Source organism: Aquimarina sediminis (genome assembly GCF_002895435.1).
Lineage (GTDB): Bacteria > Bacteroidota > Bacteroidia > Flavobacteriales > Flavobacteriaceae > Aquimarina > Aquimarina sediminis.
Map to the genome: position 1 here is coordinate 794,341 of NZ_POYJ01000002.1, position 15,960 is coordinate 810,300.

Annotated in this window: 17 protein-coding genes; 3 read left to right on the top strand and 14 right to left on the bottom strand. The window is 34.8% G+C overall.

All coding sequences use genetic code 11. The features are described from left to right. Positions 1-8 precede the first annotated feature (8 nt). The 7 genes from C1X07_RS07805 to ccoS form a co-directional block, all read right to left on the bottom strand. Positions 9-710, bottom strand: a complete 702-nt coding sequence (locus tag C1X07_RS07805; RefSeq protein WP_103069413.1) for a sulfite exporter TauE/SafE family protein — start codon at positions 708-710, stop codon at positions 9-11. Next, positions 711-1,157 carry a FixH family protein gene (locus tag C1X07_RS07810; RefSeq protein ID WP_103069414.1) on the bottom strand — a complete coding sequence of 149 codons (447 nt, stop codon included), beginning with the start codon at positions 1,155-1,157 and terminating at the stop codon, positions 711-713. It abuts the gene before it with no gap. 114 nt (positions 1,158-1,271) lie between these two features. Further along, a complete protein-coding gene (ccoG, locus tag C1X07_RS07815; protein ID WP_103069415.1) occupies positions 1,272-2,693 on the bottom strand; it encodes a cytochrome c oxidase accessory protein CcoG in 1,422 nt (473 codons plus the stop codon). A gap of 166 nt (positions 2,694-2,859) precedes the next feature. Beyond that, positions 2,860-3,813 (bottom strand): cbb3-type cytochrome c oxidase N-terminal domain-containing protein, encoded by a 954-nt coding sequence (locus tag C1X07_RS07820; RefSeq protein WP_103069416.1) that lies wholly within the window; start codon positions 3,811-3,813, stop codon positions 2,860-2,862. After that, on the bottom strand, positions 3,810-3,995 hold the full coding sequence (locus C1X07_RS07825) for a CcoQ/FixQ family Cbb3-type cytochrome c oxidase assembly chaperone (protein WP_103069417.1): 186 nt from the start codon (positions 3,993-3,995) through the stop codon (positions 3,810-3,812). The genes C1X07_RS07820 and C1X07_RS07825 overlap by 4 nt, the downstream gene beginning before the upstream one ends. 5 nt (positions 3,996-4,000) lie before the next feature. Beyond that, positions 4,001-6,202, bottom strand: a complete 2,202-nt coding sequence (gene ccoN, locus C1X07_RS07830) for a cytochrome-c oxidase, cbb3-type subunit I (protein WP_103069418.1) — start codon at positions 6,200-6,202, stop codon at positions 4,001-4,003. Between the two features lies 1 nt (position 6,203). Beyond that, positions 6,204-6,398 carry a cbb3-type cytochrome oxidase assembly protein CcoS gene (ccoS, locus tag C1X07_RS07835; RefSeq protein WP_103069419.1) on the bottom strand — a complete coding sequence of 65 codons (195 nt, stop codon included), beginning with the start codon at positions 6,396-6,398 and terminating at the stop codon, positions 6,204-6,206. A gap of 159 nt (positions 6,399-6,557) precedes the next feature. Here ccoS and C1X07_RS24970 point away from each other — a divergent pair, with 159 nt between their 5' ends. The 3 genes from C1X07_RS24970 to C1X07_RS24975 all read left to right on the top strand — a co-directional run bounded on the left by C1X07_RS24970 (position 6,558) and on the right by C1X07_RS24975 (position 8,003). Next, positions 6,558-6,716 (top strand): hypothetical protein, encoded by a 159-nt coding sequence (locus tag C1X07_RS24970; protein WP_164914115.1) that lies wholly within the window; start codon positions 6,558-6,560, stop codon positions 6,714-6,716. Positions 6,717-7,362: 646 nt separating this feature from the next. After that, a complete protein-coding gene (locus tag C1X07_RS25370) occupies positions 7,363-7,497 on the top strand; it encodes a hypothetical protein (RefSeq protein WP_262494902.1) in 135 nt (44 codons plus the stop codon). 341 nt (positions 7,498-7,838) lie between these two features. Then, positions 7,839-8,003 (top strand): hypothetical protein, encoded by a 165-nt coding sequence (locus C1X07_RS24975; protein WP_164914116.1) that lies wholly within the window; start codon positions 7,839-7,841, stop codon positions 8,001-8,003. 36 nt (positions 8,004-8,039) lie between these two features. On the opposite strand, the gene dsrP is transcribed toward C1X07_RS24975, so the two are convergent. From dsrP to C1X07_RS07875, 7 genes are read right to left on the bottom strand one after another with little or no spacing between them, the layout of a single operon-like run. Then, positions 8,040-9,260 (bottom strand): sulfate reduction electron transfer complex DsrMKJOP subunit DsrP, encoded by a 1,221-nt coding sequence (gene dsrP, locus C1X07_RS07845; protein ID WP_103069421.1) that lies wholly within the window; start codon positions 9,258-9,260, stop codon positions 8,040-8,042. A 46-nt stretch (positions 9,261-9,306) separates the two neighbouring features. Then, positions 9,307-10,428, bottom strand: a complete 1,122-nt coding sequence (locus tag C1X07_RS07850) for a 4Fe-4S dicluster domain-containing protein (protein ID WP_103069422.1) — start codon at positions 10,426-10,428, stop codon at positions 9,307-9,309. Between the two features lie 34 nt (positions 10,429-10,462). After that, positions 10,463-11,092, bottom strand: a complete 630-nt coding sequence (locus C1X07_RS07855; RefSeq protein WP_241507212.1) for a cytochrome c3 family protein — start codon at positions 11,090-11,092, stop codon at positions 10,463-10,465. Beyond that, positions 11,085-11,783: a nitrate reductase cytochrome c-type subunit gene (locus C1X07_RS07860; RefSeq protein WP_103069424.1), complete on the bottom strand. Its 699-nt coding sequence runs from the start codon at positions 11,781-11,783 to the stop codon at positions 11,085-11,087. Before C1X07_RS07860 ends, C1X07_RS07855 begins: the two co-directional genes overlap by 8 nt. 3 nt (positions 11,784-11,786) lie before the next feature. Further along, positions 11,787-14,111, bottom strand: a complete 2,325-nt coding sequence (locus C1X07_RS07865) for a molybdopterin-dependent oxidoreductase (protein ID WP_103069425.1) — start codon at positions 14,109-14,111, stop codon at positions 11,787-11,789. A gap of 4 nt (positions 14,112-14,115) precedes the next feature. Further along, positions 14,116-14,355 (bottom strand): hypothetical protein, encoded by a 240-nt coding sequence (locus tag C1X07_RS07870; protein ID WP_103069426.1) that lies wholly within the window; start codon positions 14,353-14,355, stop codon positions 14,116-14,118. 7 nt (positions 14,356-14,362) lie between these two features. Continuing rightward, positions 14,363-15,625, bottom strand: coding sequence for an alginate export family protein (locus C1X07_RS07875; protein ID WP_103069427.1), 1,263 nt, complete (start codon positions 15,623-15,625; stop codon positions 14,363-14,365). Positions 15,626-15,960: the final 335 nt, after the last annotated feature.

Sequence of the window (15,960 nt, forward strand, 5' to 3'; positions counted from 1 at the left end):
CTCAATGCTCAATGACAGTCAAAATTGGCAGAAACTATTTCTACAACAGGTTTTGGAGAAAGATAGGGGATGCCAAGACCAAGACCACGAATAATAAATAATAGCCCGATCACTATCACAAATACAGGAATAGCTTTTTGGATATGTTGTCTTGCTTTTTGAGTCAAAAAATTTCCTGCATATACGGCAATTGTCATTAATGGTATGGTACCTATCCCAAAGAGAAGCATATATAGACTTCCTTCAAGAATATGACCAGAGCCAATGGCTCCAAAAACAGCCATATACACTAAACCGCAAGGTAAGAAGCCGTTTAAAAAACCAATAGAAAGGAAGGTGTCTGGTGTTTTCTTTTTTAATGCCAGACCCAAAGCATTTTTGACTTTAGAGATGATTTTGTAGATTGGTTTTGAGAAGTTATACTTAGAAAAAACCTGATATGGTGTTAATACAAGTATAATCATCATCACACCAACCGCTATAGATAATTTTTGTTGTATTCCAAAAAGGTTTAGGCTTTTACCTATTACTCCAAAAAACAATCCAATAATACTATAGGCTAATAATCGTCCAAAATGATACAAAAAGACCTGAAAGAATTTTTGAACGGTATTAGATTTGTTTACTGGCAACATAAAAGCGATAGGGCCGCACATTCCCACACAGTGAAAACTGCCTAACAAACCTAATATGAATGCGGATATAAGCATTTAGTACGTAAACGATTTTTTAAACAAATATGGAACACCCTCGTATTTCCAGTCAATAGTAATATTCCATCTTCCTTCTATCAAATTCTCTTCTTTAATTACTAATTTTGAATCAGAAAGTGAAATTGGTATTTCAAAATCTAACTTTTTGTTCGACGGTCTGTATAAGAATATAGTTCCAGAAATATCATTATGATTTTTCTCTTCAGGAAAAGTAATAACTAACCCTTTGTCTATCTTTTTTACCGTAATGTTTTTTACTAGATTTTTTGAATTTGCTTCAGAATCAATCTCTTTTTGAAAAGCAAGTTCTTGTTTGTAATAATCTTCTGTTACCAAATCATGTTCATAGCTTCTGTCTGTATTCATTTTTACAACAAAATACATAATGAAGGATATGAACCCAATAAATACTAATACAATAGCAGTTCCCCAGTTTATTTTCATAATATGTAGTTTTTAGATATGTGAGTACAAGAGTATTTAGAATTTATAAAATGCAGTCTCTTTGTTTTCGAGAGCTTTGTTCCATTACTCAAAAACTCATATATCAATTATTTTTTATTTATAACTTCTAGGGCCCAAAAACGCCGTAGTTGTTGTTTCTATCAATTTATCTTTGCTGTAGACTCCAATTTTTAGCCGATCGTTATCACCTTTTAGAGCGGCGCCATTAATTTCGATAAAAAGAGTTCCTTCAGATATACCTTGTTTTGGGACATTAAAATTCTGATGAGTGACCAATTCTACTTTTCCTTTGTGAGACAATAGCTCAAAACGTACATCTTTAATTTCTAATGTGGTTTTGTTAACTAGTTTATATGTGTATACGTTACTAATAATATTATTGTCTTTTTTTTCATATAGTTGTCCAGGTAACCTTAAAATATTTGCTTCAACATCATTCCGTAAGAAAGACATCCCAAGAAGAACTCCAGTAAGAATTATTAGAACAGCACTATATCCTTTTAATCGGGGTGAAAATTTGAACTTGGCTTTTTTGGCAATATTATCTTCACTGGCATATCGTATTAATCCTTTTGGCAGGTTAACCTTTTCCATCATATGGTCACAAGCATCGATACAGGCTGTACAGTTCACGCATTCTAATTGTGTGCCATTTCTAATATCAATTCCCGTAGGACAAACATGTACACATTGAAAACAATCAATACAATCTCCTTTTCCAGAAGAAGGGCGGTCTTCATTTTTTTTAAATTTAGCTCTTCCTGATTCTTTTTCTCCGCGTTTGTAATCATAGGCAACTACAATTGACTTAGAATCAAGTAGTACTCCTTGCAATCGACCATATGGGCAGGCAATAATACAAACCTGCTCTCTAAACCAAGCAAATACAAAGTAGAAAACGGCAGTGAATATCAGTAGAGAAATTAAGGTGCTTATATGTGTAGAAGGACCATCAATAATGTATTTAAGCAATTGATCACTCCCTATGAAGTATGCCAAAAATACATTAGCGATTAGAAATGAAATAATAAAAAATATAGACCACTTAAGCACTCGTTTTTTTATTTTTTCTGCATCCCATGGTTGTTTGTCAAGGCGTATTTGTTTTCCGCGATCACCTTCAATCCAATATTCGATTCTTCGAAATACCATTTCCATAAAAATGGTCTGAGGGCAGATCCAACCACAAAACAACCGACCAAAAGCAACTGTAAAGAGCGTTATAAAAATAACTCCTATAAGCATGGAAATTACAAATAGGTGAAAATCTTGTGGCCAAAATGGGGCACCAAAAATATTAAAACGCCTTTCTAAAACATTAAACAAAAGAAACTGATTCCCGTTAATTTTGATGAATGGAGCAGCCAATAGGAATATTAATAATCCATAACTTACCCATTTGCGATATTCATAGAACTTTCCACTGGGTTTTTTTGGATATACCCAAGAACGTTTACCTTCTTCGTTTATGGTACCGATAGAATCTCTAAATTTTTCGTTTTCGGGTGTTTCCAATGGATTCGATTTTGATTATAATTAGCAAGATTGTTTTAGAAATCTTATAATATTTAAAAAGTCAGAAAATCTATTTTCTTTGAACAAACTTGTTGAAGAACATTTTGATGATTAATCATCAAAAAGACTCAACAAGTTTGTTTTAGTTGGTATTCGATTATTTTTACTAATTCATTGCCACTGTTGTAGAATCTGAGACGGTTTTAGGAACTTCCTCTACAGGAGTTTCTGTTTCTGGAGCATCTGGGTCGATCCAAATCTCACCTTGAGCTTCTTTTGGTTCGGCAGGGGTTGTGCCTCCAAGTGTAATTACATAACTTGCTACCTGGGCAATTTCGGCAGGTTTAAGTGTTTGCTTCCAGGCTACCATTCCCTTTCCATCACGTCCTCCTTCAGAAATAGTTTGGAAAACATTTTTAATTCCACCTCCCAAAATCCAATGTTTGTCCGTTAGATTAGGTCCTATACCTCCGCCACCATCTGCTTTATGACAGGCGACACAATTAGTAGTATAAACAGCTTTTCCTGCTTCAATATCTGAAGCTTCTGTTAATAAAGTTACTGTATTAACATCTACTAGATCCTTGGCTGTTTTTTTATACTTTTCAATCGCAATTTTAGCCTCTGCTACTTCAGTTTCATATTCTTCTGCCTGTGTATATTCATTAAATACATGAAAGCGCACTAAGTATATTACACCAAATATTATAGTAGCATAAAAACCATATACCCACCATGGTGGGAGATTATTATCTAATTCTTTAATTCCATCATAATTATGATCTAGAACAATCTCACTTTCTTCTTCGACTGGCTTGCTGTCGAGAAGTTTTAGATAAGTGGTTTTAATCCATTTGAATTGTTTTTCTTTTTTGGCTTTTTCTGCCAAAAGATAACGTTCTTGGGCATCTGGTTTTAGTGAGCGAAACAGAATGCTTCTTAAAGCTTCTAAGCTAATTTCTATCGCTACAATAAACAATAAGACCATTCCTAAGATCAACCATGAAAGCGGTTGCGCTATAAATGCAGATTGTTCTCCAGACTCGACTGTTACTTCTATTAATAGATATGCTATGAATAGAAAAGTAATGACTCTTAAATAGGATGCTGTACTTCTCATAACACAGTTTCGTTTTCGGTTTCTAAAGGAATTTGACTTACTTCTTTTATATGCTCTTTTTTTGCGGTGAAAACCCACCAAAATAATGCGGCAAAGAATATGAAAAAGATGAGGAGAGAGATCATAGGATATATCTCAACACCGTCTATACTTTCCATATGGCCTTTTATAAATTTTAACATGGCGTTTATTCTTTTGTTTGAACTACAGTTTCTTCGTTTTTAACTTTTATATCTGTACCTAATCGTTGTATATAAGCAATCAAGGCAACAACTTCTCTATCTCTCATTTCTACAAAATCCATCCCATTTTCTTCTGCATATTTTTTGTCAGCTTCATAGGTATTAGCAAAATCAGGATCACTATACAAGTTCTTTTCAATAGTTGCTCCTTGTTCATCCATCCATTCTTGTGCTCTGGCAATTTCTTCAGGAGTATATGGTACTCCAAGTGCTACCATGGCATTCATCTTATCTTCAGTTTGAGAGCGATCGAGTTTATTTTTGATCAACCATTTGTAACTAGGCATGATAGATCCGGATGAGGTGCTTTGCGGGTCGTAAAAATGATTTAGATGCCAGTTGTCAGAATATTTACCTCCAATTCTCATTAAATCGGGACCAGTACGCTTACTTCCCCATAAAAATGGATGATCATAGACGTATTCTCCTGCTTTAGAGTACTCCCCGTATCGTTCTACTTCACTTCTGAAAGGACGTATCATTTGTGAGTGACAGGATACACATCCTTCTCTTATATAGAGATCTCTACCTTCTAATTCGAGTGGGGTATATGGTTTTACACTAGTTATTGTTGGGATATTAGATTTTACCATTATTGTAGGAACAATTTGAACAATACCTCCAATTAAAATGGCAATGGTAGCAAAAATTGTAAGTTTAACAGGTCTTCTTTCTAACCAGGTATGATATCCTTCTTTAGCAGTTCTGTGTTTTGTCACTTTAGTAAGTGGAGCCGCTTCAGCAAGTTCGTCTGTTACCGTGCTACCACTTTTTATGGTTTTGATAACATTGTATATCATGATAAACATTCCCAAGATGAACATACTACCACCAATCGCACGCATCCAATACATTGGTATGATTTCATTTACAGTTTCCAAAAAGTTACCGTAAGTAAGTGTTCCGTCTGGATTAAATTGTTTCCACATAGAAGCCTGTACAAATCCAGCTACATACATAGGTAAAGAATACATAATAATACCTAGAGTACCTATCCAGAAGTGAGCATTAGCTAATCCTGTAGACCATAATTTGGTCTTAAATAATTTGGGAATTAACCAATATGCCATCCCGAAGGTCAAAAATCCATTCCAAGCTAAAGCACCAACGTGTACATGGGCAATAATCCAATCACTAAAATGGGCAATCGCGTTTACATTCTTTAAAGAAAGCATGGGGCCTTCAAAAGTAGCCATACCGTATCCGGTAATTGCTACAACCATAAATTTCAAAACAGGGTCTGTTCTTACCTTATCCCAGGCTCCACGCAAGGTTAGTAGTCCATTGATCATACCTCCCCAAGATGGGGCAATTAACATTACAGAGAATGCCACACCTAGATTCTGAGCCCAGTCGGGTAATGAAGAGTATAATAAGTGGTGAGGTCCAGCCCAGATATAGATAAATATCAGAGACCAGAAGTGAACAATAGATAAGCGATAAGAATATACAGGTCTATTAGCTGCTTTCGGGATGAAGTAATACATTAATCCTAAAAAAGGAGTGGTAAGAAAGAATGCTACGGCATTATGACCATACCACCATTGTACTAATGCATCCTGAACGCCGGCATAAACCGAGTAACTTTTTAATGCACTTATTGGCAGTTCGAGACTATTGAAAATATGTAGAACCGCTACAGTAACAAAAGTAGCCAGGTAAAACCATATAGCAACATACATATGACGTTGTCTTCTTTTTAAAATGGTTCCAATAAGGTTCCACCCAAAAGCAACCCAAACAATGGCTATGGCAATATCAAATGGCCATTCTAGTTCGGCATATTCTTTTGATGTGGTGTATCCCAAAGGAAGTGATATCGCTGCACCTACAATAATTAATTGCCAAGCCCAAAAGTTCACATTACTAAGTGTGTCATTAAACATTCGGGTTTTTAACAAACGTTGGGTTGAGTAATATATACCTGCAAAAATTGCATTACCAACGAATGCAAAAATTACAGCATTGGTGTGTAAAGGTCTTAATCGCCCAAAACTTAACCATGAGATTCCATCTGTTAAATTAGGGAATAAAAATAGGAAGGCTAATAATAGCCCTACTGCCATGCCGACTACACCCCAGAGTAGAGTGGCATATAAGAATTTTTTTACGATTTTATTATCGTAATAGAATTGTTCCATTTCCATATTAAGATTGTTTAGTTTTAGTGGATTCTGAAGATTTTTCTTTACTTTCTTTTATAAGTTCATCATCAAATAACATCCTTACAGAAGGAGTGTAGATATCATCGTATTGACCATTTCTGACAGACACAATGAAACTAATAAAAAAGACAATGGCAACGATTATACTTATCGTTAAGAGGATATAAATTACACCCATACTTATTTTTGTTATAAGTCAAAAGTATGGGGGAATGCCCTCTTAAAAAATGACATTTATCAGCTTTTATTAATTAAGGTTTTCCTGTGCGTAAAGTGATGGGATTACAACACCTTTTTAACCGTGAAATGTTAATAATTGTTAAAATAGTACCTTTTTATGCATAGTACTGTAACAAAATTAAATAATCGACGTCTAGTAAGTATAAATCAATTTAAAAAAATAGAAATTATGAGAACATTAGATAGTAATCAAATCACTAAAAAATTAAACGGAACCAAAGGTTATGTGTGGAATTCTAAAAGACGATACAGATAATCTTAATTAATATAGAGTAAACGAATAACAATTTATTTAATCAATCAAAAAATACAGAAATTATGAGAACTACAGATAGTAACAGAATTACAAGAAAAGTAAATGCATCAAACGGGTATACCTGGAATTCTAAAAGACGATACAGATAATCTTAATTAATATAGAGTAAACGAATAACAATTTATTTAATCAATCAAAAAATACAGAAATTATGAGAACTACAGATAGTAACAGAATTACAAGAAAAGTAAATGCATCAAACGGGTATACCTGGAATACAAAGAGACGATACAGATAATCTTAGTTAATATAGAGTAATACGAATAACAATTTATTTAATCAATCAAAAAAGGCAGAAATTATGAGAACTACAGATAGTAATAGAATCACAAGAAAAGTAAATGCTTCAAACGGTTATACTTGGAATACAAAGAGACGATACAGATAGTCTTAATTAATATAGAGTAATACGAATAACAATTTATTTAATCAATCAAAAAGGACAGGAATTATGAGAACTACAGATAGTAACAGAATCACAAGAAAAGTAAATGCATCAACCGGGTACACCTGGAATTCAAAAAGACGTTATAGATAATAAATGTATAATAACAGACCCTTATATAGGGTTGAAAAACTAATCATCATGAGAACTTTAAGAAATATTAGAAAAAGACTAAAAACCGTGACACAAAAACAAAATATGTTTTTGGATAGCACAACAAATCTTTATAATTATGACGAGACTTTATTTACCGGAATTAAGCGTTATGCGCATTGATTTAGATAAGATAATAGAATGATAAGGCCGAATTTAATCAAAATTCGGCCTTATTTATTTTAGGAAATTGCCTTGCTTACCAGTATGGGTCTAAGGTTGGAAAACGAGAAATTTCTTTATATTCCTTTGGTGGCTACCTAGAGAAATTTGTTTGGGAAATATCTTCAATTTTATTTATAACAGTTAAAAAAACAGTAGTTAAAATTTATAAATCCATAGTAGCACCTCTTATTATAGCTACGTATTTGCATTACTTTTACCTAAGTTTAAAAAATATTAAGAACGGCATAATGGTAAGTGTCTATAACGGGTTACCACAAATTAATTTTATTTTTTTAATAATGAAAAAAGCAATTTTAAACTTAGGAAAAGCTTTAAACATCACAGAGCAAAAACAAATTACAGGAGGAAATTTAAGTAGTCCGGATGAATGTGATGAGAATCCTGGATCTTTAGAATGTATCTGTAAAGAAAAAAGAAAGCCACGATTAATGTTATGTGATTAATCTATAGAATTCCTCGAGGCAGAGCCTCGAGGTGATTTATTTTGTCTTAAACCGTAATTTTCCTGTTTCTATTTTGATTGCGGTTTTAGCTAATATAGTAAAAACAAAAGCTCCCAAAGCCCAAATACCTAGGGTTACTCCAATTTCAATTCCTGTCGGCATGTATTCTGAAATTTTCCCATAAGGTCCAGGGATAAATCCAGGTACAATTAGACCAAAACCTTTTTCGATCCAGATTGCGATAAAGAGAATAAAACAGCAAAAATATAATACCTTTAGGTTGTTTCTTAGCTTTCCGAAAGTTAGTAAAATGGTGGCTAATACGTTTAATGGAATTGCAGTCCATATCCATGGTAATAATGCAGTCTTACCATGTAGACCAAAAAATAGATAGTAAGCACTTTCACTATGATGAGTAGGTGCATAAAATTCTTTGAATAACTCAGAAACCAACATGATCAAGTTAATTTGAGCTGCAACGGTAACGATCATTCCAATTTTTTTAATCGTTTTGTCTTCTATTTTAAATTCGGTGAACGTTCTTATAATAGCCAATACTAAAATAATCAAAGCAGGACCGGCAGCAAATGCTGATGCTAAAAATCGAGGTCCTAGCAAAGCATTATTCCAGAAAGGACGAGCTTGTAAACCTTGGTATAAAAAAGCAGTTACCAAATGAATCCCTACCGCCCAAAAAACAGATAATATTGCCCCAGGAACGTAGACTTTAGGATTCGGTACTTTTCCTTGGTATCGTCTAAAAAGAATATAAAACGGAATAGTAATATTAATAAAGAGGTATCCATTAAGCACTATCACATCCCAGGTTAGCATAGAATTCGGAAAATTAAACACACCAATGCCTGGTATCATATGCCATAATACCGAAGGACCTCCCATATCGGCCACAACGAATGCTAAACACATAATTAATGCAGCTACAGCCAAGCCTTCTCCAATAAGGACAGCTTGCTTAAAATCGATATCTTTTAATACATATGTTGGCATCACCAGCATTACCGCAGCGGCAGCGACACCTACCAAAAATGTAAAATTAGAGATGTATAGCCCCCAGCTCACTCTATCAGTCATTCCAGTAACGCTAAGACCATGCTCTAGTTGTAGAGAATAACAGTACATTCCTATAAGCATCACAAAGGTCAGCAATGCCATCCATAGATGATATTTTTTTGAACCCTGAGTTGTGGTATCTATACTGTCTCTAACTAAACTTTTAAAAACTTTAAGTCGTTTCATGTGTTGTTTTTATTATTTTCTAACGGTTGCATATAGTATGCTTTCATTAATCCATAAAATACCAGAACTTAGGTTCTGTTCCGAGATCTTCTTTAAGCCTGAAAACTTTTTTATTGTTGAGTACCCATCGTATGGTACTATTAGGGTCTAGTAGATTTCCAAAAATTCTTGCTCCAGTTGGACACGCTTCTACGCAAGCAGGATTTTTACCTGCTCTAGAGCGTTGTACACAGAAAGTACATTTTTCCATGACTCCTTTTTTACGCATTCGGTTCCCTAGATAATGTTGGTTTTTATTGATTTCATTTTCTGGTACCTCAGGGGTACTCCAGTTGAATCGTCGTCCATCGTATGGGCAAGCAGCCATGCAATATCGACAACCTACACACCAGTCATAATCTACTACTACTAGTCCGTCTTCTTCACGCCAAGTAGCTTGTACAGGACAAACTTCTACACAAGGAGGATTATCACAATGAAAACATTGCGTCCCCATGTAGAAATGACCTTCTGCAGGAACTTCGTGATAATAATTATCATCAGCTTCGTCAAACTTGAGTCCTTTTCCATCCTTCATCTCATGAATACGTATGTATTGCATTTGCGAATTTCTATCCTGATTATTTTCTTCAACACATGCGCTTACGCAATCCATATATCCCTGACATTTAGAAATATTAAAGGCGTATCCAAAAAGAACATCTTTCTCGGCATTTTTTGAAGACATACTAATGTTTTGTCCTTTGCGTAATTGATATGAGCGTACTAGTCGATCCACCGTAGCCTTCTTTTCATCATCGGTCATTAACTTGTAATTGCCTTTAAATTGTTCTTCCCAATCTATTTGCGCTTTTTCTTTGCTTTCTTCTCCAGAGGTTAGGTTACACGATGTGCTTACGGCTCCTGCGCCTATAACTAAACTGGCTGTTAGTTTTCTGAAAGCGGTACGGCGATCCATTTTAACATCAAAAACCTGATCAAACCCATCTTTTTTACGCTCATCACCAATTGCAGCATCTACGGCGGCATCAAATTCTTGATCACTAATTTGATCTTTGCTATGGGATCCACATCCTCCAGATGTGTTACCACAACTACAAGAACCTGTACTTTGTTTCTTTTTGCTGTTTAGACGCAGAGAAAACCATTTTTTAGTATTGTCGCTCATTTTTAGTTGTATTAAATGAAAGTTCGATGTCTAATTATTCTCGTTCTTTTACTTTTTGAGTATTGTATCTTGCTGGCCATTTGGTCTCAAAACTGGGTTTATGTGGGTTATGACAATTGACACAGGTCATCGATGCTCTTGGAGGAGCCCATCCTGCTAGTTTTTTACCATGTGCCCCACCTTTCCAATCATCAAACTGCTTATTATGACATTGGCTACATAGTTTGTAGCTTCTGTTAAAATCGATGGTGGTACCGGTCAGGCTCTTTAGGTCGTTCATGTCATCTCCATTGTGGCAGGTGATACAGTTCATTGTATTTTGATCGGCATGTGCCAATTTGATGTCCCAATGTGCCTTTTTTGATTCATCTGTATGTTGCATCTCATGCAGTGGTTTGCTATGACATTCTGCACAGGCATAAGACTTAATTTGACTTTTACGTTCTGGGATGAGAAAAGTATGATCTCCTTCTGTAATTTCTATGGTTTTAACTCCTTCCAAATATTGTTCTGATGAAATAGAGGTGCCATGATAATCTTTACTTTTGGCTTCTATTTTATCGGTAATACTGTGGTATTCATCTTCACCGTGTTTACACGAAAAAAAGAGAGTAGAAACAAGGAGGATACAGATCAGAATATGTATGTTATTATATCTATTCATTATCATTAGTATTAGCTCTAGTAAAAACTTCGATATTGGCAACTTCTTTATCACTTGGGATATGGCATTGTCTGCAATTTATTCGTTCTGGATGTGTAACTCTAATTTCTTTAGGAGCTGCAGGTCCGGCGTGACATGAAAGGCAATTTTCCCTCATCTGAATTTGGTGAGGGATCACAGGTGGACTTCCAGGCAACGCATTGTTAACACCAACTTTGGGAGCTTGATTTTTTGCAAAACCAGTTTCGGCAAAGAATGTTTCTGAATTTTGGGCTACATGGCATTGTCGGCAATTGATCATTTCTGGATGTGGAGTAACTGGCGCATAGGCATTAAATTTTGTTACAAATCCCCCATTTTGATGACACTGCAAGCAAGTATTTCCTCCCATACTCATTTCTTGTTTTACAGGATGAGGTATACTGGGTGGTGCTCCATGATATGCTCTGTTATCATAATAGGTGTCTAGTGATCTTTGATGCTCTTCATCAATGGGCATATTTGCGTACTCCAAAGCAAATTCTGAACGTCTAAACACACCATCCTCTGATGGGATCAGGATGTTTTCGTTCTCATTTTCTATCGGAATATAGGCTTCTTTTAATCCTGTTTGATAGCTATAATTCCAGATGGTAATAAAGGCTAAAAACAAGATAGTAAATAATGATATAATACCTAGTCGTTTTTTCATAGCTTAGGCTTTTTCTACTTTTACAGAGCATTTTTTATAATCTGGTTCTTTGGATATTGGGCAAAAAGAATCCAGAGTGATATCATTAATAAGCATATTTTCATCAAAGAATGGCACAAAAACTTGCATTGGAGCAGGTACCCCTCTTTGGTTTACAGAAGCAGGCAATACAATCTCACCTCTTCTTGTGGTTAACTTTACGTTATCTCCTGTTTTAATCTGCATGCGTTTAGCATCTTCGGGATGTAACTCTACATAGGCGTGTGGCATTGCTTTATGTAATACAGGAATTCTACGAGTCATTGATCCGGTATGCCAATGTTCTACTACACGACCTGTGCACAACCAGTATGGATATTCATTATCTGGTTCTTCTGCGGCCGGTTCATAGGGGCGTTGCCATATTACAGCTTTTCCATCAGGCTTTCCATAAAAGTGAAAATCTTCACCATTACTACATGCCGGGTCATATTTAGAGTTAAATCTCCACTTGGTAGGTTTACCATCTACATACGGCCACATTGCTCCAGGTTGAGATTTTAAGACTTCTAACGGAGCCATATTATGTTTTTTATTATCATGATGTCTACGATATTCTGTGTATATTTCTTCTATATGAGTTTCCTCTTTATAGTAAAATTGCTTTTCAAACCCCATTCTTTTAGCGACTTCTATCAATTGCCAAGTATCGCTTATAGCTTCACCTGGTGGTTGCACCATTTGCTCAAAATATTGGGTTCTACGTTCAGAATTTCCATACATTCCTTCTCGTTCTATCCACATAGCAGAAGGTAAAATTACATCTGCGATATCTGTTGTTGGTGTTGGATATATATCAGAAACTACTATAAAACGACCTTCTTTTTTTGCCCCGTCTCTATAGCGTTTTAATTTTGGGATGGTTACCATTGGATTGGTAACTTGTATCCACATAAAACGAATATCTCCTCTATCCAGAGCACGAAACATTTCTACGGTATGATATGTTGGTTTTGGAGAAATATTTTCTACAGGGACATCCCATATTTTTGCAGCAAATTCGCGATGTTTTTTATTCATTACTACTCCGTGCGGTAGTTTATGAGTTAGGGTGCCGACCTCTCTAACCGTACCACATGCACTTGGTTGTCCTGTTAAAGAAAATGGACTATTCCCTGGAGTTGATATTTTACCTGTTAATAGGTGAATATTGTATATTATATTATTCATCCAGGTACCTCTACTATGCTGGTTAGGTCCCATACACCAAAAAGACATTACCTTTTTATTGGGATTACCATAATAAGCAGCCATGTACTTAATATCTTTAGCAGATACTCCAGATATTTTTTCAACTTTTTCTGGAGTATAATCTTTTAAAAACTCTTTATAAGCTTCAAAATCAATTTTTTCTGGTTTATCTTTAAATTTGAAATTATCTTCTAAACCATACCCCATATTAGTTAGACCTTTACTAAAGTTGCAATGCTTCTCAACAAAAGATGTATTTACCCAACCATTGTTTATAATTTCATAACAAATCGCATTTCCAACGGCTAAATCTGTTTGAGGCAGGAATAAAATTGATTTATCCGACGCCATACTTGTACGTGTCGTACGAGTAGCAAAATCAATAATTTTTACACCTCGTTTTAATCGCTGATCCAACAATCTAGAAAATAACACAGGGTGCATTTCTGCCATGTTATTTCCCCATAAAACAAATACATCTGCATGGTCGATATCTTCATAACATCCCATTGGTTCATCAAGTCCAAAAGAGGTTAGAAAACCAGTTACTGCGGTAGCCATACACAGACGAGCATTGGCCTCTACATTATTGGTTCCTATACATCCTTTAAAAAGCTTAGAAGCTACATATCCATCTGGAATAGTCCATTGCCCTGATCCATATATGGATACTGCATCTTTACCATGGTCTTTTATAGTTTCCTTCATTTTGGAAGCAATAAGATCCAGAGCTTCTTTCATTGAGGTTTCTACATATTGTCCATTTTTCTTAACCAGCGGTTTTGTTAATCTGTCTTTGCCATACATTGCCATTATAGAATGGTATCCTTTTACACAGCACAATCCCTTGTTTACGGGGGATTTTGGATCTCCTTTTACCGCTACAGCTTTTCCGTTCTCTGTTCCTACGAGAACTCCACATCCTACACCACAAAACCTGCAAGGAGCTTTTTTCCAGTCAATGTCTCCACTGGGTAGTCCCTTTTCTTGTTCATCGGCAAATAATATTCCGGGAAACATAGTTGCTGCTGCGGTCATAGCAGACAACATTGCCATCTTCTTTATGAATTTTCTTCTATTTGTGAGAGATGTATACATAATGCTAGTTGTTTTGTGGTGTATTAAATCCAGAAACCATAGCTAACAATTTTAAGCTGTCTATTGTTTCTATTTTTTCTTTAAGAATAGCTTCTTCGGCTTTGTTTTCTGTTTCTGTAATTAAGATGAGCAAATCCTTATTATCTGCAGGCATAACTTCGCATTGATCTATTGCTGATAAAGCATTGATGAGTTCATTTTTTTTTCCTTCGTGTGGATGTGCTAGATAGCTCTTAATAGGCATAATTTTGTTATTTATCTGTTGTAAATAGTGTTGGTTTAATTGTTACCATAATCCACCCCCAGTTATTGGTGTTACCATCAGAATTGTTTTTTAGGATTTCCATTCCGTCTGAAGCAAATAAGTGAGAGTAACCGGCTTTGATATTTATATTCTTTTGAAAGTTATAGGAATACACAAGGTCTATTTCTGATCCTAATTGTTTGGAGTCATCCCCAGGTAGATCAGAAGCCGTCATAAAATTATGAGCTGCAATGTTTAATGTAGATTTAGGATTAAACTTCACACTAGCTTTTAAGTACAGGTCAACTAGTCCTACATTACCAATATGATTACCAACATAGAAATAATCCATTAATCCATTAAATTTATGATTGGTGCCATAGAAAGGAGTAAAAGCTTCATTGTTTCCATTTGCTGGTGCACCGTTGTCATTACCACTTTGTAGTTCTCCTCCTAATACTAATTTCCATTGATCAGAAACTTTATAGTTTGCTTCTAATCCTAATAAGTAGGCACTTAGATCATTATTGTTAACATCGCTTCCAAATTGATAAAAGAGATTTGATACAAGACCAAATTTTTCTTTATTATATTTTAAATGAGAACCTACAGTTTGGCTATATCTGGTTTCATTATTATCAGAATTATCGGGATCTGTAAATTGTAATCCATTATTTAGAAGAAGAAGGCTTCCAGAAAAATCCTGCCAGTCTTTATGTAACCACGCATATTGAATACTTTTATAGGTGTTAGGAGTGGTTAAAGTAGTTTCTGTTAAAGACTCTTCTCCTTGGTTAAAAGCAAAACCTACATCAAACTTAAAAGAGGCTTTATTATATCTAAAAAGTGCAGCATCATGGCTTCTTGCTTGTTGCGCCCAACCAACATTACCAAATATACGTTGATCATCATATGAGATTTCCTGGCGACCTAATTTTAATGAGACATTGGGAGTAAAAAGAATTTCACCCCAAGCTTGATGAACGCTAAAACCATTTTTGTCTGCGGTATTAAGTTGTGGTACATCACCCCATACTCGTACATCTTGCATACTTAGATAAAAGTTTAATTTATCCATTTTGTAACCAGCATTGAGTCGGGTACGTTGGGATACAAAAGCCGCTGGATCTGTATTGTCTGGGAAAAGTGTTTTAAACCCATGTCGATATTCAAATCGCGGACGTACTTCTGCATCAATTTTTAATTGAGCATTAACGTTGATAAAGAATAATGTGAAAAAAAATAGGGTACTGATTTTAAAGAGTTTCATAGGAAGATTTGATTATAAATTAACTACAGTAAATGTTGATTCATTAATAATTACACTCAACTATATGTGTCAGATTTAGTGTTCGTAACGTAAAAAATGATTATATATAAAAGGTGTAAAATTTAACAAGCATTCTTGCTCTTCAATTAAATCCTAAGGAACCTATTAGCTTTTCTGGGATAAGAGAATAAACCAAATAGTTAGATGTCTTTTTTCACCTTATAATATAAGCATAAAACTATTCTCAAATGAAGTTTTAAAGCATGATAATTGTCATGAAACCAGTATATTAATTGAGTCTAAATAAGGATAAAATACTTTTTAGTCTTTTATTT